General features: G+C 38.5%; 29 protein-coding genes, 1 tRNA gene and 1 pseudogene. 30 read left to right on the forward strand and 1 reads right to left on the reverse strand.

The window, feature by feature from the left end:
- The first annotated feature begins 62 nt into the window (after nucleotides 1-62).
- The 24 genes from KH893_RS00780 to trxA all read left to right on the forward strand — a co-directional run bounded on the left by KH893_RS00780 (nucleotide 63) and on the right by trxA (nucleotide 21,838).
- Nucleotides 63-503 (forward strand): MarR family winged helix-turn-helix transcriptional regulator, encoded by a 441-nt coding sequence (locus KH893_RS00780; RefSeq protein WP_281164262.1) that lies wholly within the window; start codon nucleotides 63-65, stop codon nucleotides 501-503.
- Nucleotides 504-519: 16 nt separating this feature from the next.
- On the forward strand, nucleotides 520-1,497 hold the full coding sequence (locus KH893_RS00785) for a beta-ketoacyl-ACP synthase III (protein ID WP_281164263.1): 978 nt from the start codon (nucleotides 520-522) through the stop codon (nucleotides 1,495-1,497).
- A 21-nt stretch (nucleotides 1,498-1,518) separates the two neighbouring features.
- Nucleotides 1,519-1,764 carry an acyl carrier protein gene (locus KH893_RS00790; protein WP_281164264.1) on the forward strand — a complete coding sequence of 82 codons (246 nt, stop codon included), beginning with the start codon at nucleotides 1,519-1,521 and terminating at the stop codon, nucleotides 1,762-1,764.
- Nucleotides 1,765-1,768: 4 nt separating this feature from the next.
- Nucleotides 1,769-2,707, forward strand: coding sequence for an ACP S-malonyltransferase (locus KH893_RS00795; protein ID WP_281164265.1), 939 nt, complete (start codon nucleotides 1,769-1,771; stop codon nucleotides 2,705-2,707).
- Between the two features lie 8 nt (nucleotides 2,708-2,715).
- Nucleotides 2,716-3,447, forward strand: coding sequence for a 3-oxoacyl-[acyl-carrier-protein] reductase (gene fabG / locus KH893_RS00800; RefSeq protein ID WP_281164266.1), 732 nt, complete (start codon nucleotides 2,716-2,718; stop codon nucleotides 3,445-3,447).
- Between the two features lie 10 nt (nucleotides 3,448-3,457).
- A complete protein-coding gene (gene fabF, locus KH893_RS00805; protein WP_281164267.1) occupies nucleotides 3,458-4,702 on the forward strand; it encodes a beta-ketoacyl-ACP synthase II in 1,245 nt (414 codons plus the stop codon).
- Nucleotides 4,699-5,154 carry an acetyl-CoA carboxylase biotin carboxyl carrier protein gene (accB, locus tag KH893_RS00810; protein ID WP_281164268.1) on the forward strand — a complete coding sequence of 152 codons (456 nt, stop codon included), beginning with the start codon at nucleotides 4,699-4,701 and terminating at the stop codon, nucleotides 5,152-5,154. Before fabF ends, accB begins: the two co-directional genes overlap by 4 nt.
- 1 nt (nucleotide 5,155) lies before the next feature.
- Nucleotides 5,156-5,581 (forward strand): 3-hydroxyacyl-ACP dehydratase FabZ, encoded by a 426-nt coding sequence (fabZ, locus tag KH893_RS00815; protein WP_281164269.1) that lies wholly within the window; start codon nucleotides 5,156-5,158, stop codon nucleotides 5,579-5,581.
- 11 nt (nucleotides 5,582-5,592) lie between these two features.
- On the forward strand, nucleotides 5,593-6,960 hold the full coding sequence (gene accC, locus KH893_RS00820) for an acetyl-CoA carboxylase biotin carboxylase subunit (RefSeq protein ID WP_281164270.1): 1,368 nt from the start codon (nucleotides 5,593-5,595) through the stop codon (nucleotides 6,958-6,960).
- Nucleotides 6,961-7,809, forward strand: coding sequence for an acetyl-CoA carboxylase, carboxyltransferase subunit beta (gene accD / locus KH893_RS00825; protein WP_281164271.1), 849 nt, complete (start codon nucleotides 6,961-6,963; stop codon nucleotides 7,807-7,809).
- Complete coding sequence (gene accA / locus KH893_RS00830) at nucleotides 7,809-8,597, forward strand: carboxyltransferase subunit alpha (protein WP_281164272.1); 789 nt, start codon at nucleotides 7,809-7,811, stop codon at nucleotides 8,595-8,597. The genes accD and accA overlap by 1 nt, the downstream gene beginning before the upstream one ends.
- Nucleotides 8,598-8,616: 19 nt before the next feature.
- Nucleotides 8,617-9,375, forward strand: coding sequence for an enoyl-ACP reductase FabI (fabI, locus tag KH893_RS00835; RefSeq protein ID WP_281164273.1), 759 nt, complete (start codon nucleotides 8,617-8,619; stop codon nucleotides 9,373-9,375).
- A gap of 93 nt (nucleotides 9,376-9,468) precedes the next feature.
- Nucleotides 9,469-10,911 (forward strand): glucose-6-phosphate dehydrogenase, encoded by a 1,443-nt coding sequence (gene zwf, locus KH893_RS00840; protein ID WP_281164274.1) that lies wholly within the window; start codon nucleotides 9,469-9,471, stop codon nucleotides 10,909-10,911.
- A gap of 123 nt (nucleotides 10,912-11,034) precedes the next feature.
- Entirely contained in the window at nucleotides 11,035-11,718 is a 684-nt protein-coding gene (locus KH893_RS00845; protein ID WP_281164275.1) for a metal-dependent hydrolase, read from the forward strand.
- 18 nt (nucleotides 11,719-11,736) lie between these two features.
- A complete protein-coding gene (locus KH893_RS00850) occupies nucleotides 11,737-12,696 on the forward strand; it encodes a DHH family phosphoesterase (protein WP_281164276.1) in 960 nt (319 codons plus the stop codon).
- A complete protein-coding gene (locus tag KH893_RS00855) occupies nucleotides 12,689-14,002 on the forward strand; it encodes a DEAD/DEAH box helicase (RefSeq protein ID WP_281164277.1) in 1,314 nt (437 codons plus the stop codon). The genes KH893_RS00850 and KH893_RS00855 overlap by 8 nt, the downstream gene beginning before the upstream one ends.
- Nucleotides 14,003-14,325: 323 nt before the next feature.
- Complete coding sequence (alaS, locus tag KH893_RS00860; protein ID WP_281164278.1) at nucleotides 14,326-16,971, forward strand: alanine--tRNA ligase; 2,646 nt, start codon at nucleotides 14,326-14,328, stop codon at nucleotides 16,969-16,971.
- 204 nt (nucleotides 16,972-17,175) lie between these two features.
- Nucleotides 17,176-17,439 carry an IreB family regulatory phosphoprotein gene (locus tag KH893_RS00865; protein ID WP_281164279.1) on the forward strand — a complete coding sequence of 88 codons (264 nt, stop codon included), beginning with the start codon at nucleotides 17,176-17,178 and terminating at the stop codon, nucleotides 17,437-17,439.
- Complete coding sequence (gene ruvX / locus KH893_RS00870) at nucleotides 17,436-17,876, forward strand: Holliday junction resolvase RuvX (protein WP_281164280.1); 441 nt, start codon at nucleotides 17,436-17,438, stop codon at nucleotides 17,874-17,876. Before KH893_RS00865 ends, ruvX begins: the two co-directional genes overlap by 4 nt.
- 18 nt (nucleotides 17,877-17,894) lie before the next feature.
- Nucleotides 17,895-18,173: a DUF1292 domain-containing protein gene (locus KH893_RS00875; RefSeq protein ID WP_281164281.1), complete on the forward strand. Its 279-nt coding sequence runs from the start codon at nucleotides 17,895-17,897 to the stop codon at nucleotides 18,171-18,173.
- Nucleotides 18,174-18,316: 143 nt separating this feature from the next.
- A complete protein-coding gene (locus KH893_RS00880) occupies nucleotides 18,317-18,592 on the forward strand; it encodes a cell division protein ZapA (RefSeq protein WP_281164282.1) in 276 nt (91 codons plus the stop codon).
- Nucleotides 18,593-19,084: a CvpA family protein gene (locus tag KH893_RS00885; RefSeq protein ID WP_281164283.1), complete on the forward strand. Its 492-nt coding sequence runs from the start codon at nucleotides 18,593-18,595 to the stop codon at nucleotides 19,082-19,084. It begins immediately after the preceding gene.
- Nucleotides 19,085-19,096: 12 nt separating this feature from the next.
- Nucleotides 19,097-21,451 carry an endonuclease MutS2 gene (locus KH893_RS00890; RefSeq protein WP_281164284.1) on the forward strand — a complete coding sequence of 785 codons (2,355 nt, stop codon included), beginning with the start codon at nucleotides 19,097-19,099 and terminating at the stop codon, nucleotides 21,449-21,451.
- A gap of 75 nt (nucleotides 21,452-21,526) precedes the next feature.
- Nucleotides 21,527-21,838, forward strand: a complete 312-nt coding sequence (gene trxA / locus KH893_RS00895) for a thioredoxin (RefSeq protein WP_281164285.1) — start codon at nucleotides 21,527-21,529, stop codon at nucleotides 21,836-21,838.
- Nucleotides 21,839-21,894: 56 nt separating this feature from the next.
- On the opposite strand, the gene KH893_RS00900 is transcribed toward trxA, so the two are convergent.
- The gene (locus KH893_RS00900; RefSeq protein ID WP_281164286.1) at nucleotides 21,895-22,392 is read right to left on the reverse strand and encodes a YslB family protein; all 498 of its coding nucleotides are present in this window, start codon (nucleotides 22,390-22,392) and stop codon (nucleotides 21,895-21,897) included.
- 153 nt (nucleotides 22,393-22,545) lie between these two features.
- Between KH893_RS00900 and KH893_RS00905 the strand changes: the two genes are divergently transcribed.
- The 6 genes and pseudogenes from KH893_RS00905 (at nucleotide 22,546) to KH893_RS00930 (ending at nucleotide 25,846) form a co-directional block, all read left to right on the forward strand.
- Nucleotides 22,546-23,139: an XTP/dITP diphosphatase gene (locus KH893_RS00905; RefSeq protein ID WP_281164287.1), complete on the forward strand. Its 594-nt coding sequence runs from the start codon at nucleotides 22,546-22,548 to the stop codon at nucleotides 23,137-23,139.
- 1 nt (nucleotide 23,140) lies between these two features.
- A complete protein-coding gene (locus KH893_RS00910) occupies nucleotides 23,141-23,677 on the forward strand; it encodes a metallophosphoesterase (RefSeq protein WP_281164288.1) in 537 nt (178 codons plus the stop codon).
- Nucleotides 23,678-23,690: 13 nt separating this feature from the next.
- A complete protein-coding gene (locus KH893_RS00915) occupies nucleotides 23,691-23,882 on the forward strand; it encodes a hypothetical protein (RefSeq protein WP_281164289.1) in 192 nt (63 codons plus the stop codon).
- A gap of 43 nt (nucleotides 23,883-23,925) precedes the next feature.
- Nucleotides 23,926-23,998, forward strand: a tRNA-Glu gene (locus KH893_RS00920).
- A gap of 150 nt (nucleotides 23,999-24,148) precedes the next feature.
- A complete protein-coding gene (locus tag KH893_RS00925; protein WP_281164290.1) occupies nucleotides 24,149-24,433 on the forward strand; it encodes a hypothetical protein in 285 nt (94 codons plus the stop codon).
- Between the two features lie 268 nt (nucleotides 24,434-24,701).
- A pseudogene (locus tag KH893_RS00930) lies at nucleotides 24,702-25,846 on the forward strand (HAD family hydrolase).
- Nucleotides 25,847-25,944 lie beyond the last annotated feature (98 nt).

The raw sequence follows: 25,944 nt of genomic DNA on the forward strand, positions 1-25,944 counted from the left end.
GTTTTTTTTCGTGAATACTTTGATAATCAAATTATATTAGAAAAAGGGATGGACGTTACGCAATGGAAAATCGGACAAAAATAATCAACGATTCATTAGTCAGAATCTATAATGACATTTTGTGGATCGAGGAAAAAGAACTTAAGAAAAGTCAATTTAATGATCTATCTATTAAAGAAATGCATGCAATCAATGCAATTACGATGTACGAGCACAAAACAGTTTCACAAGTCGCTAAGGAATTACATTTGACGCCGGGAACTTTGACGGCAACCATTGATCGGTTAACTAAAAAGAATTATGTTACGCGAATTCGAAGTAATGATGATCGTCGTGTAATTCGCTTAGGTTTAACCAAAAAAGGGCGTTTGATGTTTCGTGCGCATGCTGCTTTTCATCGAATGATGGTTCGAAATTTCTTGAAGGATCTAGATCAAGATGAAATTAAGACAATTGAAAAGGCATTACGAAATTTAGAACTTTTCTTGCGCGAGCGTTCATAAGACAAGGAGAATTGATTTGGCAGCAATCAAAATTATTACTAGCAGTCATTATCTGCCAAAACATCAAGTATCAAATGAGGATTTGAGCCATTTGATGGATACGTCTGACGAATGGATCAAAACCCGAACTGGTATTGAGCAAAGAAGAATCAGTGAAGGAGAAAATACTTCTGATTTATGTACAGAAGTTGCGGCTGAATTGTTGAAAAAAAGTGGTTGGTCGCCAGAATCAATTGACTTGATCATTGTTGCTACAATGTCGCCAGATTATTATACACCAGCAACAGCTGCAATTGTTCAAGGCAAAATTAATGCAAAACGAGCAGTTGCTTTTGACCTTAGTGCTGCTTGTTCAGGATTCGTTTATTCATTAGTTGTTGCTCAAGGGTTTATGGGTAATATGAATTATCACCGCGTAATGATAATTGGTGGTGAAGTCTTATCTAAAGTAATCAACTGGCATGACCGGACCTCAGCTGTTTTATTTGGCGATGGGGCCGCTGGAGTGTTGCTTGAAAATCAGCAGGCAAGCACTTCAAGCTTTTTGGGCAATCATTTGCAAACTTTTGGTGAATTAGCGACCAGTTTGCAAGCAGGTAAAACATTGCCATTAGCAAGCTTTCCAGCTAATAGTCCCCATAGTTATGGAGCCTTTGAAATGGCGGGACGCGACGTTTATACTTTTGCAACGCATCGAGTTCCAGAATCAATTATTACAGCAACCAAAAAGAGCAATTTGCAGCTAGATCAAATTGACTGGTTTATTGTTCATCAAGCCAATTCAAGAATTATCACTCAGATTGCCAAAAGATTGCAGCAACCATTGAAAAAGTTTCCAATGAATATTGCAGCATATGGCAACACCTCAGCTGCCAGTGTGCCAATTTTATTAGATGAACTAATTGATAAAAAGAAGATTAAACGTGGCCAAATTTTAGCACTGACTGGTTTTGGCGGTGGCTTAACGGTCGGAACACAGATTATTAAATATTAAAATCACAGGAGTGGATTAATTATGACAGAAGAAGAAATTTTTAACAAGGTAAAAGAAATCGTGGCTGAACAATTAGATGTTGATCAAGACAAAATTAAATTAGAATCAGATATTAAGGATGATCTTGATGCAGATAGTTTGGATGTTTTTGAAATCATGAATGAATTGGAAGATGATCTTGATATTAAATTGGAAGCTGATGAAAATGTTAAAACCATCAAAGATGTAGTTGAGTATGTCAAAAAACAATTAGCAGCGAAGGAATAATTCTATGAAAATTGGAGTTTTGTTTAGCGGACAAGGAGCTCAGTTTAGCAACATGGGGTTGGATTTCTACCAAAACAGCAAAGTTTATCAGCAGACATTAAGAAGACTGAGCGATTATTTGCAAAAAGATCTCTTGACCCTGTGCAAAAATCAGAATAACGAATTGTCACGGACGCAAAATGTTCAAACGGCGATCACGGCTTTTGGATTAGGTGTTTTTTATCAATTACAACAGGATTTACCAGCAGTTGAAACAGTAGCCATGTTGGGCCTGAGTTTGGGAGAATACACGGCGTTAATGGCTGCAGGTGCTTTTGATGAGAAAACCGGTATTCGTTTGCTGCAAGCAAGGGCTAATTATATGCAAGCTGACTCAGAGCAAGCGGATGGTTCAATGGTTGCTGTTTTGAAAGCTGATGTACAAAAAGTTGCCGAAATTTGCCAGCAAGTAACCAGTGAGACTAATCATTTTGTTGGGATTGCTAATTATAATACTGAGCAACAAGTTGTTGTTGGGGGCCAAAGTGAGGCAGTGCAGCAGGCCGTCAAGGCAATGAAAAATCAAGGAATCAAAAAAGTGATTCCCTTAAAAGTCAGTGGTGCTTTCCATACATTGCTTTTCAAAAATACTAGTCAGAAACTAGCAGATTATTTAACTAATGTGCCAGTTAAAGATTGGCAAACTCCAGTAATTAGCAATACGACAACTGAGAAATTTGTTCCAAATAAATTAAAAGCAACATTAGCAAAGCAAGTTATTTCTCCAACCCATTTTGTTGATTGTTTAAAAAATATGCAGAAAGATTATCAACCTGATTTACTAATCGAGGTTGGTCCGGGGAAAACATTAGCTAAATTTGCTAAACGAACTTTGCCTGATGTTCCAGTTGTTGCGATTGGCAAATGGGAAACCTATCAAAAGTTTCTAACAACACTAAAGTGAGGCAAAAAATGGATTTAACAGGTAAAACAGTTTTTATAACTGGTAGTTCGCGGGGGATTGGTGCTCAGATTGCCTTAGCTTTTGCTCGACATGGCAGTGACATCATTTTAAATGCGCGTCATGAAATATCTGAGGATTTGACTGAACAAATAAAAAAGACCGGTGTTAAATGTCAAATAATCTTAGGAGATATTGCCAAATCAGCTGATGTAGCACGAATCTTGACGGAAATCTATCAGTCAAATCAGCAACTTGATATTTTAGTTAATAATGCAGGTATTACTAAAGACAAGTTAATCATTGGTATGTCAACCGATGATTTTGAACAGGTTCTTAAGACCAACTTGATTGGAGCGTTTGATTTAACACGCCAAGTTTTAAAAAAAATGTATCGGCAAAGAAGTGGTGTCATCATTAATTTAGCCAGTGTGGTTGGATTGCATGGCAATCTGGGACAGGCAAACTACGCTGCTAGCAAAGCCGGATTGATTGGGCTAACTAAGACAATTGCCAAAGAGGGCGCTTTACGAAATATTCGTTGTAATGCGCTTGCTCCAGGTATGATCAAAAGTAGTATGACTGAAGTTTTAAGTGAGAAGGTTCAGCAAAAAATGCTGGAAGAAATTCCCTTAGGACGTTTTGGTCAACCTGCTGAGGTTGCTGATGCAGCAGTCTTTTTAGCGGAAAATGATTATATTACTGGGGAAGTTTTAACAATTGATGGCGGTATGACGATTTAGGAGGTTTTTTATGAGTAGAGTAGTAATCACCGGAATGGGTGCTGTTACACCACTAGGGAATACTGCAGATGAATTTTTAAATGGAATTTTTTCTGGTAAACTTGGAATTGATCTAATAACCAAGTTTGATGCTAAAGAAACCGGAATTACAGTCGCAGCGGAAGTTAAAAATTTTGATTCGCAAAAACGTGTTGGTAAAAAAGCTGCCAGAAGAATGGACTTATTTTCTCAATATGCAGTTGACAGCGCAGTTGCAGCTGTTGATCAAGCAGGAATAAATGAAGCTAACACTGATGCTTATGATTTTGGCGTAATTTATGGTTCTGGAATTGGTGGTTTGACAACTATCCAAAATCAGGTCATTAAAATGTACACCAAAGGTCCGCAACGTGTTTCACCCCTATTTGTGCCGACTTCGATTGTTAATATGGCAGCTGGAAATTTAGCTTTGCGTTTTAAGGCTAAAAACATTTGTACAGCAATTGTGACGGCTTGCTCTTCAGCAACTAATGCAATTGGCGAGGCCTATCGACAGATTAAAGAGGGTCGTGCGCAAGTGATGCTGACTGGTGGTGCTGAAGCGTCCGTCAACGAAATCGGAATTGCCGGTTTTGCAGCTTTAACGGCTCTTTCAAAAGCTACTAACCCAACCAAGGCTTCGCTGCCATTTGATCAAAATCGGAATGGTTTTGTAATGGGTGAAGGTGCTGCAACATTAGTTTTAGAAAGTTTAGAACACGCAAAAAAGCGGGGAGCCCAAGTCTTAGCCGAAGTTGTTGGGTATGGCAGTACATGTGATGCTTACCATATCACTGCTCCAGATCCAACAGGTGAAGGTGCTGCTCGGGCTATGGAGCAAGCAATCACCGAAGCTGGCATTAAACCAGCAGAGGTTGGTTATATCAATGCTCATGGCACAGCAACTCAGGCAAATGATGTTGGTGAAGCTAAAGCAATTAATCGGGTATTTGGCAATGATAGTCAAGTAAAAGTCAGCAGCACTAAAAGCATGACCGGCCATTTGCTGGGCGCAGCTGGAGCAATTGAAGCGGTAGCAACTGTTGGGGCTTTGCAACGTGGTCAGTTGCCACCCAATGTTGGTCTAACTCAGCAGGATCCTGCTTGCCAGGTGAATTTGGTTAATCCGCAACAAAGCGAACCGGCCACTGAATTGCGTTATGCAATCAGTAATTCGTTAGGCTTTGGTGGACATAATGCCGTCTTAGCATTTAAAAAATGGAGTGAAGAGTTTTGAATTTAAAAGAAATTCAAAGGCTGATCAGTGATTTTAATCAATCGCCTTGTCGTGAATTGGAAATCAAAACCAAAGATTTTCAGCTGCATCTTAGCAAAAATGAATTATCAACAAAATTATTAAAACAATTATTGCGGCCAACACCGCCAGCGAATCCATCTACAGCAGATAAATTAGTAACTGCAAAGACACCAGCTGTTAAAAAAACAGCTAAGGCCTTCATCAAAGCACCGCAGGTTGGTAGCGTTTATTTACAGCCTGCTCCAACGAAACCAGCCTATGTAAAAGCTGGTGATCTGGTGCATCAAGGCGATGTAGTTTGCGTAATTGAAGCAATGAAGGTTATGACAGAGATCAAAAGTGAACGCGAAGGAAAAATTAAGCAAGTTTTAGTCAAAAATGAGGAACTTGTTGAATATGGGCAACCTTTATTTGAAATCGAGGAGTTATAAAATGGAACTTGATATTACTCAAATTCAAGCAATCATTCCTCATCGTTATCCAATGCTCTTAATTGATAAGATTATTTCATTAGAACCAGGAGCAAAGGCGGTTGGCATTCGGAATGTCACGGCCCATGAGGAAATTTTTATGGGGCATTTCCCGGGAAATCCAGTCATGCCGGGAGTCTTGATTATTGAGGCGTTAGCGCAAACTGGGGCGGTTGCACTGTTGTCAATGCCCGAGTTTAAACATAAAACGGCTTATTTTGGTGGAATTAAGAACGCTAAATTTCGTCAAGTAGTTCGTCCCGGGGATACGATGAAGTTAGAAGTTGTTTTGGAAAAGATTAGAAATAATGTCGGTTTAGGCAAAGCTGTCGCAACGGTTGATGGTAAAAAGGCGTGTTCTGCTGAATTAACATTTATGATTGGTTGAGGAGTGATCTAATGTTCAAAAAAGTCCTAGTTGCCAATCGTGGTGAAATTGCAGTGCGGATTATCCGCTCATTAAAAGAATTGGGCATTAAGTCAGTGGCAATTTATTCTGAAGCTGATCGTGAAAGTCTGCATGTTCAATTAGCAGATGAAGCAGTTTGCGTTGGTCCTAATCGTGCACAGGATTCTTATTTGAATATGCAAAATATTTTAAGTGCAGCAGTTGGGACCGGTGCTGAGGCAATTCATCCAGGATACGGTTTTTTATCTGAGAATAGTCGCTTTGTTGAGATGTGCGAGGATTGTGGGATCAAATTTATTGGTCCAAAATCAAAAACCATTGATCTAATGGGAAATAAAGCTCATGCTCGTCAGCAAATGCAAGCTAGTGGGGTTCCAGTGATCCCTGGTAGCGAAGGCTTCGTGACTGATGCAATCATGGCGCGACAAATTGCTGACAAAGTTGGCTATCCGATTTTGCTTAAAGCAGCAGCTGGCGGCGGTGGCAAAGGCATTCGCCGCGTTAACGATCGGCAAGAAATTGAAAAGGCCTTTAATGAAGCACGACAAGAAGCTCAAAACGCTTTTGGCGACGGACGAATGTATTTGGAAAAAATCATGGAAAATGTCAAACATATCGAAGTTCAGATCTTGCGTGATCAAAGTGGCCAGGCAATTTATTTTCCTGAACGTGATTGTTCATTGCAACGTGGCAAACAAAAAGTGATTGAGGAGAGTCCTTGTGAATTCATTACTCTCCAGCAACGAAAATATTTAGGAAAAATTGCTTTAAAAGCGGCGGCGGCGATTGATTATGTTAATACTGGTACCTTAGAGTTCTTGATGGATCAACAGCATCATTTTTACTTTATGGAAATGAACACACGCATTCAAGTCGAGCATACGGTCTCTGAAATGGTTACCGGGATCGATATTGTTAAAGAGCAAGTAAAAATTGCGGCTGGCGAACCTTTAGATTGTCAACAAACAGATGTCGTTTGTCACGGGCATGCGATTGAATGTCGGATTAATGCTGAAAATCCGCAACAAAATTTTTTGCCGGCAGTTGGTACGGTTAATTATTTGTATTTTCCAGTTGGCAATTTAGGTATGCGGATTGATTCGGCTTTGTATGCCGGAATCAAGATCTCGCCGTATTATGATTCAATGATTGCTAAAGTAATTGCCTTAGGTGAGAATCGAACTTCAGCGGTGAGAAAAATCAAACGGTTGCTTGGAGAAATGATCATTAATGGGGTTCAAACTAATCAGGATTTTCAACAAGCTTTGATAAATGATCCAGGTTTTATTAGTGGTAAATTTACGACTGAGTATTTGGAAAAAATTTTTTTGCCAAAGTGGAAAAAGGAGGAAGCTTAAATGCAGCTGTTTAATGAGCTGAAAAATTTAAGTGCCAAACATATAAAGGTCAATAAACAAGCCAGTCAAAAAGTACCTTCGGGAATCTGGATTGCTTGTCCCAAATGTCATCAGTCATTTTATCATAAGGACTTGGGTCAATATAAGGTTTGCCCCAATTGCCAATATGGTTTTCGAATTACGGCTCGACAACGCTTAAATTGGTTAGTTGATAACTTTGAAGAAATTGATGCTGATTTGCTGACTGATGATCCACTGAGTTTTCCTGATTATCAAAAGAAGTTAATAAAATCGCAACAGTTAACTAAGCTCAATGATTCTGTTTTGACCGGCTTTGCCAAGATTCAAAATGAAAAATTTGCTTTAGGCATTATGGATCCATTCTTTATTATGGGTTCGATGGGCACGACCACTGGTGAAAAATTGACCCGACTATTTGAAAAAGCTACTCAAAAACAACTGCCGGTAGTCTTATTTACGGCTTCTGGTGGGGCTCGAATGCAAGAAGGAATTTTTTCATTGATGCAAATGGCAAAAATATCAGCGGCGGTTAAACAGCATAGTGATGCGGGGCTCTTATACATTGTTATCTTGACTGATCCGACAACGGGTGGAGTGACTGCTAGTTTTGCGATGCAGGCCGATATTACTTTGGCGGAACCACGCTCTTTGATCGGTTTTGCGGGAAAACGTGTGATCGAACAGACGACCGGACAAAAGATACCCAATGATTTACAGGATGCTGAAGCAGTTTTGAAGCATGGCTTTATTGATCAAATCGTTTTGCGCGCTGAATTAAAGAATAAACTGAGATGGCTGCTCGAATTTCATCAAAGGAGGGACAGCTAATGGCAGGTTTATTGGATCATAAAAGAACTGCCGCGGAAATCGTTAAATTAGCGCGGTCTGATGATAAAGTATCTGCTAAATTTTTACTAACAGAAACCTTTCAAGATTTTACCGAGTTTCATGGTGATCGGGTTTATGGTGATGACCCAGCAATTATTGGTGGACTAGCTTATTTGAATCAGCAGCCGGTAACGGTGATTTCAACTAATAAAGGTCAGACGACCGAAGAAAAACTAGCGGCTCATTTTGGTTGCCCAGAACCTGCTGGCTATCGCAAAGCATTGCGTTTAGCCCAACAAGCAGCCAAATTTAAACGGCCGGTTATTTTTTTGGTTAACACGGCTGGGGCCTATCCTGGCCGTTCAGCTGAAGAAAATGGTCAAGGAGAAGCAATTGCTAAAGATCTATACGAATTTAGCAAATTACCAATCCCAATTGTGTCAATTATCTATGGCGAAGGCGGCAGTGGTGGGGCTTTGGCCTTAGCGTGTGGCGATCGGGTTTGGATGCTGGAAAATAGCACTTATTCAGTTTTATCGCCGGAAGGTTTTGCAGCTATTTTATGGAAAGATAGTTCAAAGGCTGATCAAGCAGCTGAGATCCTGCAGTTGACACCTGAAAAGTTACTACGGCAACAGATAATTGAAGGAGTTATTCCTGAAAGTCATTCTAAATATCGTTTAGTTAAAGCAATCAAAAAAGTTTTGCTACAGGAAATAGAACAGTTGCAGCGATTGACGGTTGATGAATTGTTAGAAAAAAGAAGAATGCGTTATCGTAAGTTTTAAAGCAAATGGAGGAATATCAATGGGGGATTTATTAGCAGGTAAAAAGATTTTAGTTATGGGAGTTGCCAATAAGCGTAGTATTGCTTGGGGATGTGCGCAAGCACTTGAAGCAAATGGTGCAACCGTCATCTATACTTATCAAAATCCCAGAATGAAAAAGAGCATTAGTAAACTTGTCAGTGATGAGCAAAGGTTGATCGAATGCGATGTTACCAGTGATCAGTCATTGCAACAAGCCTTTACGACTGTTCAGGCAAGATATGATAAAATTGATGGCTTGATTCATGCAATTGCTTTTGCCAATAAAGATGAACTAGCCGGTGATATCATGAACACCTCTCGTGAAGGCTATGCTTTGGCTCAGAATATCTCGTCGTATTCATTATTAGCAGTTGCCAAGTATGCACAACCCTTGTTAAATAATCCCGCAAGCATTGTCACTTTAACTTATTTTGGTTCTGAACGGGCAATTCCAAATTATAATGTTATGGGAGTTGCCAAGGCAGCTTTGGAAGCCAATGTCCGCTATTTGGCCCGAGATATGGCTAAATTTGGAGTAAGAGTCAATGCAATTTCTGCTGGTGCAGTCAAAACATTAGCTGTTACTGGAGTCAAGGATCATGGTCAACTACTGAAAATGTCAGAAGAAAGAACGGCTGATGGAAAATCGGTGACGATCCGAGAAATTGGTAATGCTGCGGCCTTTTTAATGAGTGATCTGGCAACTGGTTTAGTAGGTGACATAGTTTATGTCGACAAGGGCGTTCATTTGATTTAGCGAATTGTGTTGCAAAAACTTGTTAATTTTTGCTAAGACAAGTAAACTTGAGTCAGAAGTAAAGATAACAAATTGAAAGTGGTGCAACTAAAGATGAGGACAAAACAACAGGCACTCTTTATTATCTTTGGCGGGACAGGTGATTTAGCAAAACGAAAACTTTATCCAGCCTTATTTGAACTTTATCGCAAAGGTATTTTAAGTGAGCATTTTGCTGTAATTGGAACTGCAAGACGCCCATGGAGTGATGTACATTATCAAACTGTTGTGCAAAATTCTGTTTCGGCTGACGATCAGCAGCAAGCCAACGAATTTTCAAAACATTTTTATTATCAATCACATAATGTTAATGATACAGAGCATTATGTCACTTTGAAAAAATTGGCTGAACGTTTGGATCAAAAATTTCAAATTGGTGGTAATCGGTTGTTCTATTTAGCGATGTCGCCACGCTTTTTTGGGACGATTGCTGGGCATTTGAAATCACAAAAAATCGTGACAGCTGACGGTTATAATCGCATGATCGTTGAAAAACCTTTCGGCCGCGATTTCAAAAGTGCCAATGAGCTTAATCGGGCAATCGGTCAATACTTTGCCGAAAAGGATGTCTTTCGGATTGACCATTATCTAGGCAAAGAGATGGTGCAAAATATTTTTGCACTGCGATTCGGCAATAACATCTTTCGCTCATTGTGGAACAGTCGTTATATTGACAATATTCAAATTACTTTAAGCGAGGCTTTGGGCGTTGAAGAACGTGCCGGTTATTATGAGACGGCAGGAGCTTTGCGGGATATGGTGCAGAATCATATTTTGCAAATTGTTTCTTTATTAACGATGAATATGCCGGCTTCTTATAGTGAAACTGACATCCGGCGCGAAAAAATTTGTGCGTTAAAAGCCTTGAAAATTTATCAACCGCAAGAGGTCAAACAAAACTTTGTTCGGGCACAATATGTTGCAGCAAATGGATTAAAGGGTTATCGGCAGGAAGATCAAATCGATCCAAAATCGCAGACTGAGACATTTGTTGCTGGAAAGATTTTTGTTGAAAATGAAAATTTCAGCAACGTGCCGATTTATATTCGGACGGGTAAACGTCTGCAAACTAAAGCCACACGAATTGATATTATTTTTAAAGCTGTTCCTGGTAACATTTTTACTACGCAGCAATTAGCTGATAATATTTTGACGATTAAAGTTGAACCAGAAGGCGAGATTAGCTTGCAAGTCAATACTAAAAAGGTTGGGCAAGGCTATCAACTGCAACAGCAGCAATTGAATCTTTTCCCAGCTGATAAGCTTCAGTTGATACCGGAAGCCTATGAAAAATTATTGGCTGATGCATTATCGGGTGATGCAACTAATTTTACTCACTGGGAAGAAGTCGCGTATTCCTGGAAATTTGTAGATGCTGTTCGTCATGCTTGGGATCAGCAAAGAGCAGCATTGGCGACTTATTCTTGCGGGTCAATGGGACCAAAACAAGCTGATCAGCTTTTATCAGCTGATGGACGTCATTGGATCTTTAATTGAAGGAGCTTAATGAGAGTCATAGTGAATTTAATTCACTAGGGCTTTTTTTTGCTCAGTAATTTTGTAATTTTTTTGGTTTATCGGTATACTGAAAATAAGTAGACTGTAAAGCAGGTGAAAATAATGAAAATAATTTGGCACGGACATGCGGCTTTAGAAGTGGTGGCTGCTAATCAACAAGACATTCTAATTGATCCATTTATTACAGGTAATCCGTTAACTGATTTAAAATTAAGTGATTGTCATCCAGATTATATTTTACTGACGCATGCACATGCGGATCATGTTGGTGATACATTGAAGTTAGCACGAAAAAGTCAAGCAACGGTGATTGCAATTGTTGAATTGGCTAATTATTTTGCTAAGTTAGGTTTGAAAACCATTGGCTTGAATTATGGTGGACAATATCGGACTGACTTTGGCAGTTTTAAATTGGTGCCGGCTTGGCATACTTCTAGTTTGCCACAAGCTGATGGGTCTTCACTGCCATTGGGGAATGCAGCTGGCTTTGAATTGCGAGTTGATGACAAAATAATTTACGATGCTGGTGATACTTGTTTGTTTTCCGATATGAAATTGATTAATCACGGACAAGGCGTTGATTTAGCTTGCTTGCCAATTGGTGATCATTTTACGATGGGGCCTGAAGATGCAATTATTGCTGCTAAATTTGTCAAGGCTAGACAAGTTTTGCCGATTCACTATAATACTTTTGCGGCTATCGAACAGGATGTTGATCAGTTTTTAGCTGACTTACCAGCTCAGGTTGGTTTGAAAGTCAAACCAGGGGAAGAAATCAATTTATAGAAATTAAGGAGTAGCAAAATGTCAGTGGCAGAAGATATTTTTAATCAAATTAAAAAGGCTGAGACGATCATTATTCATCGCCATCAACGACCGGATCCTGATGCTTTCGGTTCGCAGTGTGGTTTAGCCGCTGTTATTCGATGTGCTTTTCCAACTAAGCATGTTTATCAAGTTGGTGAAAACGTTCATGGCTTAGCTTGGATTGCTCAAGAGCAACAAATATCAGATGAAGCTTATCAAAATGCGTTAGTAATTGTGACTGATACGGCTAATCAGCCACGCATTGATGATCAGCGGTATAAAAAAGGCAAGTTGTTAATTAAGATTGACCATCATCCTAATGAGGATCCTTATGGCGATGTGTGTTGGGTCGATGTTAATGCTTCAAGTTGTTCAGAAATGGTCGTTGATTTGGTCAATCAAATTCCACAGCTGCAATTAACAGCTGATGCAGCTCGGATGTTATACGCTGGAATTATTGGTGATACCGGTCGTTTTATGTATGATGCAACGACACCACGGACGATGCGGATCGCGGCGCAGTTGATGGAGTACGATTTTGATCAGACGGCAGTTAATCGTAAATTAGATGACATTTCTTTACCAGTTGCCCGCCTTTCAGCCTATGTTTACGAAAATTTGCAGATTACGGATCACCAGGCAGCGTATATTGTTTTAACACGGCAGGCCTTAGAAAAATTTGCCTTAAAAGATGCTGGAACTTCGCCAATTGTTCCTTTACCAGGCAAAATCATTGGTGTTAAATGCTGGACGATCATTGTTCAGCAAAAAGATGGCACTTTTCGGCTGCGGATTCGCTCTAAGGGACCAGTCATCAATGAATTAGCAAAAAAATATCAGGGTGGTGGTCACCCCTTAGCGAGCGGAGCAGTAATTGAACAAGAAAGTCAAATTCCAACTTATATCCAAGAACTTGACGAAATCGCCAAAAATTATGTGGGAGAAATTGATGAGTAAGACATTTGAACAATTTGGGTTGCAGTCGTTTATTTTACAAGCTTTAAAAGAAATCAACTTTCAGCGGCCAACACCGATCCAGCAAAAAATTATTCCGTTGATCATGGCTCAAAAAAGTGTTGTCGGTCAATCGGAAACTGGTAGTGGGAAAACACATGCTTTTTTATTGCCAATCATCAATCAGCTAAGAGCTGACCAACAAACAGTTCAGGCTGTGATTACCACGCCCAGTCGTGAACTGGCATATCAAATTTATGAGGCTGCACGGCAAATTTTGGCTTTTAAACCGGAATTAGTTGTGCATAACTATGTTGGTGGAACAGATAAATTGCGGCAGATTGAAAAATTAAATCATCGTCAGCCACAATTAGTTATTGGAACCCCAGGTAGAATTTTAGATTTGATCAAAGAACAAGCTTTAGATATTCACTTAGTTAGCTCGTTAGTGATCGATGAAGCTGATATGACACTTGATATGGGATTTTTAGCCGATGTCGATGCAATTGCTTCAGCGATGCCTACCGATTTGCAAATGATGGTTTTTTCAGCCACTATCCCGGTCAAGCTTCAACCATTTTTAAAAAAGTATTTGGCAACTCCAGAAATGGTTAAATTAACAGAGCCCACGCTGATTAGTCCAACGATTGATAACTTTTTACTTTCAACTAAAGGCAAAACAAGAAATCAGTTGATCTACAAATTATTGACTTTAGGCGAACCTTATTTGGCTTTAGTTTTTGCAAACACCAAAGAACGTGTTGATGAATTGACTGATTATTTGCGATCACAGGGGTTAAGAGTTGCCAAGGTTCATGGGAATTTGCCACCCCGCAAGCGCAAGCAGACTATGAAGGCCATTCAAAACTTGGAATATCAGTATGTTGTTGCAACTGATTTAGCAGCAAGGGGAATTGATATTCAGGGTGTTTCTTTAGTGATCAATGATGAGTTACCAAAGGAATTGGAGTTTTTTATCCATCGTGTTGGAAGAACAGGTCGCAATGGCTTGCCTGGAACAGCAATTACCTTATATGGCCCAGATGATGATACCAAAGTTACAGAACTTGAAAAGCTGGGTATTAAATTTATTCCTAAGGTATTGCAAAATGGTGAGCTAAAAACAACTTATCAGCGAAATCGTCGAAAACATCATCGTTTGAAACAACAACAACTAGCACCTAAAATGATTGGTTTGGTCAAAAAGGAACGGCAAAAGAAAAAGCCAGGGTATCGGAAGAAGATCAAGCAAGCAATCAAGACTGAACAGCAACGTCAGCGAAAAATTGATCGGCGGAGAAAATCTTGACACTTGACATATACACTTGACACGACAAAGATGGCTTGTTAGACAATTCTGTGATATACTAAGCGTCGGTTGAAATAATTATAATAATAAATGCACCAGGATATATCTGATAGATAATTGAGGGTAAAGAGAGGCTTGATTGGTGGAAATGGCTCCCCAGTGTTTGACAGATGCTCCCTGGAATGAAAATGCCCCCCAGCATTATCGGGATTTTAAGAGGTAAACGAGAAACATCGTTGCAAGCAAGGTGGTACCGCGCAGAATTGCGTCCTTGGCTGGCAACGGTGTTTTTGTTGCTATTTTTCAAAGGAGAGGAAAGCTTAATGAAAAAACTTACAAGTAGCCAGGTTCGGCAAATGTATTTGGACTTTTTTAAGAGCAAGGGTCATGAAATTATGCGCAGTGCATCGTTGATTCCGCAGGATGATCCAACCTTGTTGTGGATTAATTCGGGTGTAGCGACGATGAAAAAATATTTTGATGGCACGGTTGTTCCAAAAAATCCGCGAATCACTAGTTCACAAAAAAGTATTCGGACGAATGATATTGAAAATGTGGGTCATACCGCTCGGCATCATACATTATTTGAGATGCTTGGTAATTTTTCTGTTGGTGACTATTTCAAAGAAGAAGCAATCAATTGGGCTTGGGAACTATTAACAAGTCCTAAATGGTTTAGTATGGATCCAGATCGGTTATATGTGACAGTTTATCCTAAAGATACTGAAGCCAAACGAATTTGGCATGAAGAAGCCGGTGTACCAGAAAAGCATATTTTTGAAGTTGAAGATAATTTTTGGGATATTGGTGAGGGTCCTAGTGGCCCAGACTCAGAAATTTTTTATGACCGTGGTCAGGAGTTTAATAATTTACCAGCAGATGATCCCGAAAGCTATCCTGGTGGTGAAAATGAACGTTATTTGGAAATCTGGAATATCGTCTTTTCTGAATTCAATCATAAACCAGATGGTACCTATGAACCATTGCCACATAAAAATATTGATACCGGCATGGGCTTGGAACGGGTCGTTTCAGTTTTCCAACACGCAAAAACAAACTTCGAAACTGATTTATTTTTACCAATTATTGAAAAAACTGAAGAAATTAGTCAAGTTAATCATTATGGTGAAAATGAAGAAAAAGATGTTGCATTTAAAGTAATTGCTGATCATATTCGTGCCGTGACTTTTGCGATTGGTGATGGTGCTTTACCTTCAAATGATGGTCGGGGGTATGTAATCCGCCGCTTGATTCGCCGCGCCGTGATGTATGGACAAAAGCTTGGCATTAAACGGGCTTTCTTATATCAGTTGGTTCCAATCGTTGGTGAAATTATGAAAGCTTATTATCCAGAAATTTTGGAACAAGCAGACTATATTGCGAAAGTTGTTCATTTGGAGGAGGACCGTTTTAATGAAACCTTGAAGGATGGTTTGCAGTTATTAAATGAAACAATTGAGCAAACAAAAAAGGCTCAACAGCGTCAATTAGCTGGCAAGGCGGTTTTTAAACTCTACGATACTTATGGCTTCCCACTTGAATTGACCAAAGAAATTGCAGCTGAAGAAAAGATGACAGTTGACCAGGCAGGTTTTGATCAAGAAATGCAACAGCAAAAACAACGGGCACGGGCAGCTCGGAGCAATGCTAAGTCAATGGGAGTTCAGAAGAGTTTATTAACTGATCTTAAAACTCCTAGTAAATATCTTGGTTATGAGCGGTTGCAAGCAATTGGCGTCTTAAAAAATATTGTAATTGCTGAAAAACAAGTTGATCAAGTCAGCCAAGGAGTCGCCAAGGTGATTTTTGATCAAACTCCATTTTATGCTGAAATGGGTGGTCAAGTGGCTGATCAAGGCGTGATCAAAAATAATGATGACCAAGTCGTCGCTGAAGTCACCGATGTCCAGCATGCACCTAATGGGCAAAACTTGCACACAATCAAGGTTTTACAGCCAATGAAGGTCAATGAAAGCTTTTCTTTAGAAGTTGATCAAGATTTTCATGCTAAGGTTCGTAAAAATCATACGGCTACTCATTTGCTGGATCAGGCTTTGCGGGACGTTTTAGGCAACCACACGCATCAAGCTGGTTCCTTAGTTGAACCAACATATCTGCGGTTTGACTTTACTAATTTGGGTTCGGTTACTGCACAAGAATTAGCGCGAGTTGAAAAAATTGTTAATGAAAAAATTTGGCAAGCTTTACCAGTTCAAACGGTTGTGACTGACATTGAAAGTGCCAAGAAAATGGGTGCAATTGCATTATTTGCTGAAAAATATGGCAAAGTAGTCCGGGTCGTAAAAATCGGTGATTATTCGACTGAGTTTTGTGGTGGAAATCATGTTGAAAATACAAGTGAATTGGGATTGTTTAAGATTGTTTCCGAATCCGGCGTCGGTGCAGGTGTTCGACGGATCGAAGCGGTAACTTCCAAAGAAGCTTTCAGCTTTTTAGAAAAGCGCAACCAACTTTTACAAAAAACAGCTCAGCAGCTTAAAATCACCCAGTTAAAAGAATTGCCGCATCGGCTGTCGCAACTGGAAGAACAAATTCGCCAATTAAAGCAACAGACGGCTAAGCTGGCAGGCAAATTAGCTCAGCAACAAACAAGTGGAATCTTCGAGCATCCACAAAGTGTTGGACAACATACACTAATTGCCAGTCAAGTCAAAGTTAACGGTATGCAGCAGTTGCGGCAACTGGCTGATCAGTGGAAAGCCAAAAAGTTTTCTGATGTTCTGGTATTAGCCACGACCACGGCTGATGGTAAGGTTAATTTAATTGTTGCAGCTAACCAGAAAGCAATTACAAATGGCATCAAAGCAGGTGATGTTATTAAACAAATTGCCCCATTAGTTGGCGGTGGCGGTGGTGGTCGGCCAGACTTTGCTCAGGCTGGTGGTAAAAATGCTGCTGGAATTCAATCAGCTTTAGCAGCCGCAGCTAAATGTTTAGAAAATAACTAAATAATTTTGGGAGTGTGAATATTTAAGATCAACTTTTGTCTTCACACTCCTCTTTTTTAGAAAGATTAAATGATTTTTATTTCAAATTAATTCGACTTAACATTTCTGTTACGGTATAGTTACAAGGCAATGTTTTGATTGTGACAAGCATTTATCTTTAGTAGAATAAAAGCAGAAGCCTGATAGGCGGCGGAGGTGCTTGTAATGAGTTCATTGGATAAAACTATGTTCTTTGATTTTGCGGATGGAGACCGAAAAGATGTTCGGGATACTTTGAAAACGGTATACCAGGCATTGGAGGAAAAAGGCTACAATCCGATCAATCAGATTGTCGGTTATTTGTTATCAGGTGATCCAGCATATATTCCGCGGTTAAATGATGCCCGAAATTTAATTCGGAAGCATGAACGTGATGAGATCATCGAGGAATTAGTTAGATATTATCTTGATAAAGGTGAAACTAAATGATCCAGCGGTTAATGGGATTAGATGTTGGCTCTAAAACAGTTGGTGTTGCAGTTAGTGATCTATTAGGCTGGACGGCACAAGGCGTTGAAATTGTACCAATTGATGAAGATAATCAACAATTTGGCTTAGAACGAATTAAAACTTTGGCAAAAAAATATCAAATTGGCGGTTTTGTCATTGGTTTACCGAAAAATATGAACAATACTGAAGGGCCTCGCGTTGCAGCTGCTAAAAATTATAGTAAATTGTTAAAAAAGGAATTTGGTTTGCCAATTGATTTTCAAGATGAGCGTTTGACAACGGTTGAGGCTCAAAGAATGTTGATTGAGCAGGCTGATACTTCTCGCCGAAAGAGAAAAAAGGTGATTGATAAGGTTGCTGCAGGTTTGATCTTACAAAGTTATTTAGATCGTCGCGGATCGCTTGTCAAAGATTGAGGAATGGAGTTTGATCAAATGAATGAAAATCAAGATGAATTGATCACATTGGTTGATGATCAGGGGAATGAGGTTTTATATCAAATCTTATTTACTTTTGATTCAGATGATTATGGAAAGTCATATGTCCTGTTGATTCCAGCAGATGCTCAACCAGAAGAACAAGTTGATGTGTTGGCATTTTCGTATGATCCAGCTGATGCCAATAGTGAATTGCAAGAAATTGAGAGCGATGAAGAGTGGAATATGGTTGAAGGGGTTTTAGACACATTTTTAAATGATGATAAACTGCAGTAGCTTTTGATAGTCGTTTTAAATTTTGGGACCGTAGCAAGGCGAAAGTTTTGTTGCGGTCTTTTATTTTTATTAAGACGTTTTCAGATATTGACTAATATTCAAAAGGGTATGCTAAAATTGTTTTGAATGGAAGGGGAGGTTTTATGTCAGAGGGCAAAAAGCGCTTTAAGGCCCAAATCAATGGTAAAAGCTATGTAATCGTTGGTAATAGCAGTGATGAACATCTAACAGCAGTCGTTAAGATCGTTAACCAACAGTTAAAAGAAATCAAGCGGTTAATGCCAAACATTAGTAACGAAAAAGCAGCAATTTTGCTGGCAATCAATGCAGTTTCTGATCAATTGTATAAGCAATCAGAATTATTAAAATATCAGCAACCGCATGACCAGCAATCGTCAAATGACAAAGCAGGTGAGTAAATGATTGTGACCGTTTTGATTATCATAACTTTAATCGTTGCTTATTTGAAGGGCTCGCGTTGGGGGCTGCTGCAAATGCTGATCAGATTTTTGGGATTAATTGTAATCTTGATACTTGCGCAAAGCTTGGCTGGAAAACTCAGCAATTTGGTTGAAAACTTTCTAATAGTAATTGGCAAGCCAGATTTGATTTCAGCTCATTTTAGCTACTGGCTCTGTTACTTATTGATAAGTATGATTGGATTTACTATCCTTAAGCGCTTAGCAAATTTGTTTGGCTGGTTGACTAAACTGCCATTAGTTCACGGACTGAACGCTTTTGCTGGCGGCCTTATTGCCTTAATGATTGCTATTTTATTAGTTTATATAAGTTTAAAAGTTATTAATTTTTGGCCAAGTACGGCATTACAAACAGCAATTAACGAATCATGGCTGGCTCAGTTGATTTTGAAGCAAATACCACTGATTTTGGACAAACTGACTTTTTCTTGAGAGGGGATAAAAGTGAATACAAAAGTTTTAACGACGCTTGAATACGATAAAATCAAACAACAGGTGGCGCAATATCTAGTAACTCCAGCTGGGCAAAATTTGTTGACAAATTTGTATCCTAGTTCAAATTACCAACAAGTACAGCTTGATTTGAATCGGACGCAAGACGCGGCTGATATTTTACGTTTAAAAGGTGGTATTCCATTACCCAAATTAGCTGATGTACATTTGCAGTTAAAAAGGTTAAAAATCAATGCAGCACTGAATGGAAAAGAATTAGCTGAAGTTGCCAAAGTCTTACGTTCAACGGCTGAGGTTAAAAGATTTTTTGATCAATTGGCTGTCGAGGAAGTTGAATTACATTCACTAAATGCTTTGGCTGATCAGTTACAGGTTTTTCCGCAATTAACCAAGCAGTTGCTGCGTTCTCTTGAAGAGGATGGTCATTTAACTGATGATGCTTCGGAAAAATTAGCAGCGATCAGGCGTTCAATGCGCCAATTACGGTTGCAGTTGCGTAGTCAGTTAAATATATTGATCAGAGGTAAATCAGCTAAGTATTTAACAGAACCAGTCATTACGATTCGTGATGATCGTTATGTGATCCCTGTTAAGCAAGAATATCGGGCGCATTTTGGTGGTGTGGTTCATGATCAAAGTGCTTCTGGGCAGACTTTATTTATTGAGCCTGCAGCTGCATTGGATTTAAATAATCGCTTAAGAGAGCGGCAAGCCAATGAACGTGAAGAAATTCAGCGGATTTTAGCAGCTTTGTCGGCTAGTTTAGCACCTTATACCAAAGAGATTGCTGCAAATGTCGATTTACTTGGAGAGTTTGATTTTGCCAATGCCAAGGCTAAATATGCTCAACAGCTAAAAGCCACTAATCCACGACTCTCAGCTGACAATCAAGTTTATTTGCGGCAAACCTGGCATCCATTATTGAATGAAAAAAAAGTCATTCGAAATGATATTATGCTTGGGCAGGATTACCAGACGATGGTTATTACCGGACCGAATACTGGTGGCAAGACGATTACTTTAAAAACTCTGGGATTGATTCAGTTAATGGGGCAATCAGGTTTGTTTATTCCAGCCTTTGAAGGCAGTCAAATTGGTGTTTTTGAAGAGATCTTTGCAGATATTGGTGATGAACAATCAATTGAACAAAATTTAAGTACTTTTTCGGCACATCTGACTAATATTGTTGAAATTTTAAATAACTGTGATCAAAGCTCACTTGTCTTGCTAGATGAATTGGGAGCAGGAACCGATCCTCAAGAGGGTGCAGCTTTAGCGGTAGCAATTTTGGATGCATTAGCGGCGCTCGGTAGCTATGTAGTAGCCACAACCCATTATCCAGAGTTGAAGGCATATGGCTATGAGAGATTATCAACAATCAATGCTAGTATGGAATTTGATAGCCAGACATTACAACCGACATATCGTTTGTTGATCGGAATACCTGGTCAAAGTAATGCTTTTGAAATTTCACAAAGACTAGGATTGCCAGCAGAAATTATTGCGGCTGCCCGGCAGCTGACTTCAAATCAAAGTCAGGACCTAAATCAGATGATTCAAGATTTAGTCAAAAAGCGCCAGCAAGTTGAAGAAGAAGACGCCCGCTTAACCAAATATTTAACTGAAGGGCAAGAACTACATCATGATTTGCAAGTTGCCTTTAATAAATTTGAAAAGCAAAAAGAGCATTTACTTGAACAAGCTAAAGTACAAGCTAATCAAATTATTGATCAGGCTAGTCAGCGTTCCGATGAACTGATCAGTGAGTTGCGGCAGATGAAGTTAAATGCTGGCGCACCGATTAAAGAAAATCAGCTGATTACTGCTAAAACGAAAATGAATGAATTACATCAACCATTATTAAGTAAAAATCGCGTTTTACGTAAAGCCAAATTGGATCAGCAATTAAAGCCTGGCGACGATGTCTTGGTCAAACCTTATGATCAGCAAGGAACTTTGTTGGAAAAAACCGACCAACATGAATGGGAAGTTCAGCTTGGCAGTTTGAAAATGAAAATTGCTGAGGGTAATTTAGAGAAAATAAAAATTAAGCCAGAAAAAGTTCGGATTCGTTCATCATTTAAGTCTAGCAGGCAGGTGCACGTTTCTCCGGTGCTTGATTTACGTGGTCAAAGATACGAAACTGCTATGACAACAGTAGATCACTATTTAGACTCGGCACTGCTGGCAGGTTATGCTTCAGTAACCATTATTCATGGCAAAGGAACTGGTGCTTTACGCGAAGGGATCACGCAGTTTTTGCAGACAAACCGGCGAGTGAAAAGCTTTAAATTTGCTCCGGCCAATGCTGGTGGTGATGGAGCAACCATTGTTGAGTTGAAATAAATTTAAGCAGAAAGATTGAGTTTTAAAAAAAATCTGATATTATTTACTTACAAACAATTAGTGGAGGGGAAAATCATGGTAAAAGAATTAACTGATGATACATTTGAAACAGCAACCAGTAAAGGTGTTAGCCTAACTGACTTTTGGGCAACTTGGTGCGGTCCTTGCCGGATGCAGAGCCCAGTTGTTGAACAACTTGATGAGGAAATAGGTGACAAGGTTTCTTTTGGTAAGGTTGATGTTGATCAAAACACCAAAGTTGCAAGTGAGTTTGGCATCATGAGCATTCCAACTTTACTGATCAAAAAAGATGGTCAAGTTGTCGATACCTTAATTGGATATCATCCTAAAGAACAAATCCAGGCAAAACTGGAACAATATCTCTAAAAAATCAAAAACGATCCAGGTTAATGCGAGTCAGGCATAACTTTGGATCGCTTTTCTTATTTTTGAGCTTCATTTTCTGTAAGATGTAAGGTTGACTTATTAGGAATAAGAGCTAAATCAATCGGATCTTCTGGATCCTGCTGAACAAGAATTGTCACCGATCCATGCCGTAAGTCTTGATCTTTGATGATCGCCTCAGCGACAAATCCTAGTTGATTTTGAATTGTTTCAGCCAAAAACCCAGCTTCTAACTGAAACTCAGCATTTTTTTTCAAGCGTAAAGCGATGATTGGGCCAGAAACCTTGAAGAGTTGTTTTTGTTGATGGGCTTTAAGTCGTTCAAGTTTTCCCCAACCAGCTTGATGAAAGAAGATTGGCAGATCTTCATCTTTTGCTAAATTAAATTTGCGTGCTAATTTTTTACCAGCCCAATATAAAATGTCTGGATTATCCCCTAATAATTCTGGTAGTAAAAGATCACGCAATGTTTCATAGCCGACTAAAGTTGCTAGGTCCTTTTTTTCTACCAAATTTTGATAATCATTTGCGTCCATGACGATCTCCTCTAAACTATAATCTATAAACTTATTATACCTTGAAGATGAGCTTGACGGTTAAAAGAATTGTTAAAGTTTTGGGTAACTTGAAAAAAATACTTAATTTCACGTATAATCATCAAGAAAGCTAATTAGATTGGAAGAGTGAATTTGAAAGAAATATTAATTGCAACAAAAAATCAAGGCAAGGCACGGGAGTTTCGATCGTTTTTTGAACCACGAGGTTTTAAAATTATAACTTTGAACGATTTAGAAAATCCGCCACAAATTATTGAAAATGGTCAGACTTTTACAGAAAATGCGCTGATCAAAGCTAATACTTTAACAAAAGAATTACAAACAACTACTTTGGCTGATGATTCTGGATTAATGGTCCGTGCATTGAATGACGAACCAGGTGTCTTCTCGGCCCGTTACGCTGGCGATCATGATGATGCAGCTAATAATCAAAAACTTTTAACTAAGTTGGCAAATGTTCCAAATGAAAAAAGAGATGCTGTTTTTCATACGACACTAGCTGTAACTAGCCCCAATCGTCAGCCACTGATCGTTGAAGGTGAAGTTAAAGGATATATTTTGCAACAACCTGCTGGTAATGATGGCTTTGGTTATGACCCACTTTTTTATCTGCCAAAGTTTTATAAGACTTTTGCCCAAATGAGTGTAGCTGAAAAGAATCAAGTTAGTCATCGTGGTCAAGCGATCAACCAGCTAGCTGAAAAATTTGATGATTGGTGGGAATAAGATGAATAAATTACAACCAAAGCGTTTTTTAGTCGTTAGTGATAATCATTCTGATCGAGAAATCTTGACCAAAATAGCTGAAAAATATCAAAATCAAGTTGATTTAATGATTCATTGCGGTGATTCACGGTTGAAAAAATCCGATCCACTTTGCAGACGATATCAAGTGGTGGAAGGTAATTGTGATTTTCCTGGTAATTTTGTTAATGAGCAACTTTTAACTACTTCAGTTGGTCAGGTTTTTTTTACCCATGGTCATCATTACTATGTGAATTTTGGCATGAAAGAATTAATTGCCACTGCCCAAAAAAATCAAGCTACTTTTTGTTTTTTTGGACATACTCATCAGTTGAAAGTTGAATATCAGCAGGGGTGTTTATTTTTGAATCCCGGTAGTATTAGCTTTCCACGAGGAAAGTTTAGCCAAATTGGTGGAACATTTGCGATTGTCACTGTGACAGTTGCTCAAATTGTTGTTAACTTTTATGATCGAAAGTTTTCAATTATTAATGAATTAACACAGAAATTCAAGCGGTAATTAAGGAAAAATTATGCAAAAAGAATTGAAACAATGGTACTTAAAACTGCTAAAATGGTCAATTTTAACATTAATTTTTATGATTTCACGACCGTTTATTGCCTGGCGTGGATTTGAACTAGTAATTGTCGGTGGGGTTATTTACTGTTTATTTATTTTTGGAGTGTGTGTTTGGCTGCAATATTTGACGATCATTCAGAAATAAAATTGACAAATTTTTTTATTGATGTATAATAATAAGAGTATTTTGCCCGTTGGTCAAATTGGTTAAGACGTCGCCCTCTCAAGGCGGAGTTACGGGTTCGATCCCCGTACGGGTGATGAAGATATTATTGCTTGTCCATCTGTGGAGGTGGACTTTTTTTTGCGATTAAAACGATTGCTACTTAGACTATTGATGTTTATAATGTTAGTAATGAAGTTAAGGTTTGAAAGTTTTAGTAATGGATTTTGAAGGTGAGGAGGGATGACATGCTACGAAAAACAAAAAATTTTTTGCAGGCGAGTCACATTAATTATGAAAAAGAGCACGTCAATCCGCTGATTGTTCCAGAAAAGGTATACGTGCTAAAATTTGGTAGAAATAAGCTCAATAATCGTTTTATTGTTGAGCATACCTATACATGGACTGGTCGAATCAAAATCAGTAAGATTTCCTTGCGTCTGCATGGTCAAAAGGGCCCGCATGAGTTTCAAAATGAGGCTGAGCTCTTGCAGTATTTAAAAAGTCATATTCAGTATTACTTAAATTCATAGTTTAGAGCAGTTATTTAAAACTGAGGCAAATTAATTTTTGACCTCAGTTTTTTTAAATTCATTGCTAATTAGATCATTTGATTGGCAATTTAGCGAAGCCATTTTGTGCAAATTTCAAAGTGACATAATAATTATTTTTTTATTCAGTGTTAGGTTAATTTGAAGTTTTTCAAGTTTAAGAAGGTTGCCTTTGGAAATTTAAAACTGAAAATGCGTAATTATAAATTAAGTCAAGTGTTTATAATTTGAATTTAGATCGAGGGGTTGAATTTTGAATAAAGGAAGAGAACAACCAGTTGTAGCGATATGTTATGATTTTGATAAAACGTTGTCACCAGATGATATGCAAGCACAAGGATTTATTCAGTCAGTTGGGTATGATATTAAATCTTTTTGGAATGAATCAAATAATCTTGCTAAACAAGCGGAAATGGATCAAAACTTGGCTTGGATGTATGAAATGAAAAAAAAGTCAGTGGGAAAGACTTTATTTACCCGTCAGGCTTTAATGAAGTATGGATCTCAAGTTAAACTATTTCCCGGAGTTGAAGCATGGTTTGATCGAATTCAAGACTATGGTGATAAAGTTGGCGTTAATGTTGAACATTATATTATTTCATCTGGTTTAAAAGAGATGATCGAGGGATCTAAGGTTGGTGGAAAGTTTAAAAAAATTTTTGCCAGTTCGTTTTTATTTGATCAGAATGATGTTGCAATTTGGCCAGCACAAGCGGTTAATTATACGAATAAGACACAATTTCTTTTTCGAATTGAAAAAGGTCTGCTGGATATGAATGATCAGCGTGTAAATGATCATTTTTCACCAGCTCAGTTGAAGGTTCCATTTAGAAACATGATTTATATTGGTGACAGCGATACTGATGTTCCTTGCATGAAACTAGTTAATTCCCGGGGTGGATATTCGATTGGAGTTTATGATGCAAAAAGCAACGATAAAAGTAAAGTATATAAAATGATGCGTGACGAAAGAATTAAATATTTTGCGCCAGCCGATTACACTCCAAACCAAACATTAGATTGTTTAGTGGTTTAGTGAAAGCCATTATTGAACGAACCGCTAAAAACGAGCAATTGGAAAGAAAATATTATTGCTGTCAAAATGAAGTAATTGCGAGTGATAGTCGGGAGTTGGCTGAAGAGCGAAGTAAGACTAATTTGATTCTTGCTTTAGAAGATAGTCGTTCGTTTGCGCGAACATACAAAATTATTGCAAACATGGAGAAAATAAAAAGTTGGACGACCAAAGAAACTGAGTCAATCATAAAAATTGCGCTTGATAACAGTCAGGTGCGGTATGTTGCTAATGCTGATCAACTAAAACCATTCTTTTACCAATTGATGGGAAGTCAAAAATCTGCCTTAACTAATCAGTTAAAAAAAATTTTGGACTAGCTGGCTTTATCTTTCTTAATCCAGAAAGTAACATGATTTTTCATCTGTAAATATTGATGAAAGAATTTTGTCACTTAAATTGGCTAGAGGACGGAATT

The organism is Liquorilactobacillus sicerae, from assembly GCF_029916425.1.
Lineage (GTDB): Bacteria > Bacillota > Bacilli > Lactobacillales > Lactobacillaceae > Liquorilactobacillus > Liquorilactobacillus sicerae.

What these genes read in the sequence shown, in the direction of transcription:
- fabI (WP_281164273.1), top strand. Translation starts at nt 8,617, where the DNA reads ATGGGGGATTTATTAGCAGGTAAAAAGATTTTAGTTATGGGAGTTGCC.
- accC (WP_281164270.1), top strand. Translation starts at nt 5,593, where the DNA reads ATGTTCAAAAAAGTCCTAGTTGCCAATCGTGGTGAAATTGCAGTGCGG.
- zwf (WP_281164274.1), top strand. Translation starts at nt 9,469, where the DNA reads ATGAGGACAAAACAACAGGCACTCTTTATTATCTTTGGCGGGACAGGT.
- KH893_RS00915 (WP_281164289.1), top strand. Translation starts at nt 23,691, where the DNA reads ATGCAAAAAGAATTGAAACAATGGTACTTAAAACTGCTAAAATGGTCA.
- KH893_RS00885 (WP_281164283.1), top strand. Translation starts at nt 18,593, where the DNA reads ATGATTGTGACCGTTTTGATTATCATAACTTTAATCGTTGCTTATTTG.
- KH893_RS00795 (WP_281164265.1), top strand. Translation starts at nt 1,769, where the DNA reads ATGAAAATTGGAGTTTTGTTTAGCGGACAAGGAGCTCAGTTTAGCAAC.
- KH893_RS00910 (WP_281164288.1), top strand. Translation starts at nt 23,141, where the DNA reads ATGAATAAATTACAACCAAAGCGTTTTTTAGTCGTTAGTGATAATCAT.
- accD (WP_281164271.1), top strand. Translation starts at nt 6,961, where the DNA reads ATGCAGCTGTTTAATGAGCTGAAAAATTTAAGTGCCAAACATATAAAG.
- fabG (WP_281164266.1), top strand. Translation starts at nt 2,716, where the DNA reads ATGGATTTAACAGGTAAAACAGTTTTTATAACTGGTAGTTCGCGGGGG.
- KH893_RS00790 (WP_281164264.1), top strand. Translation starts at nt 1,519, where the DNA reads ATGACAGAAGAAGAAATTTTTAACAAGGTAAAAGAAATCGTGGCTGAA.
- KH893_RS00880 (WP_281164282.1), top strand. Translation starts at nt 18,317, where the DNA reads ATGTCAGAGGGCAAAAAGCGCTTTAAGGCCCAAATCAATGGTAAAAGC.
- KH893_RS00865 (WP_281164279.1), top strand. Translation starts at nt 17,176, where the DNA reads ATGAGTTCATTGGATAAAACTATGTTCTTTGATTTTGCGGATGGAGAC.
- KH893_RS00780 (WP_281164262.1), top strand. Translation starts at nt 63, where the DNA reads ATGGAAAATCGGACAAAAATAATCAACGATTCATTAGTCAGAATCTAT.
- KH893_RS00855 (WP_281164277.1), top strand. Translation starts at nt 12,689, where the DNA reads ATGAGTAAGACATTTGAACAATTTGGGTTGCAGTCGTTTATTTTACAA.
- KH893_RS00850 (WP_281164276.1), top strand. Translation starts at nt 11,737, where the DNA reads ATGTCAGTGGCAGAAGATATTTTTAATCAAATTAAAAAGGCTGAGACG.
- alaS (WP_281164278.1), top strand. Translation starts at nt 14,326, where the DNA reads ATGAAAAAACTTACAAGTAGCCAGGTTCGGCAAATGTATTTGGACTTT.
- KH893_RS00875 (WP_281164281.1), top strand. Translation starts at nt 17,895, where the DNA reads ATGAATGAAAATCAAGATGAATTGATCACATTGGTTGATGATCAGGGG.
- KH893_RS00845 (WP_281164275.1), top strand. Translation starts at nt 11,035, where the DNA reads ATGAAAATAATTTGGCACGGACATGCGGCTTTAGAAGTGGTGGCTGCT.
- fabF (WP_281164267.1), top strand. Translation starts at nt 3,458, where the DNA reads ATGAGTAGAGTAGTAATCACCGGAATGGGTGCTGTTACACCACTAGGG.
- KH893_RS00925 (WP_281164290.1), top strand. Translation starts at nt 24,149, where the DNA reads ATGCTACGAAAAACAAAAAATTTTTTGCAGGCGAGTCACATTAATTAT.
- accA (WP_281164272.1), top strand. Translation starts at nt 7,809, where the DNA reads ATGGCAGGTTTATTGGATCATAAAAGAACTGCCGCGGAAATCGTTAAA.
- trxA (WP_281164285.1), top strand. Translation starts at nt 21,527, where the DNA reads ATGGTAAAAGAATTAACTGATGATACATTTGAAACAGCAACCAGTAAA.
- ruvX (WP_281164280.1), top strand. Translation starts at nt 17,436, where the DNA reads ATGATCCAGCGGTTAATGGGATTAGATGTTGGCTCTAAAACAGTTGGT.
- fabZ (WP_281164269.1), top strand. Translation starts at nt 5,156, where the DNA reads ATGGAACTTGATATTACTCAAATTCAAGCAATCATTCCTCATCGTTAT.
- KH893_RS00900 (WP_281164286.1), bottom strand. Translation starts at nt 22,392, where the DNA reads ATGGACGCAAATGATTATCAAAATTTGGTAGAAAAAAAGGACCTAGCA.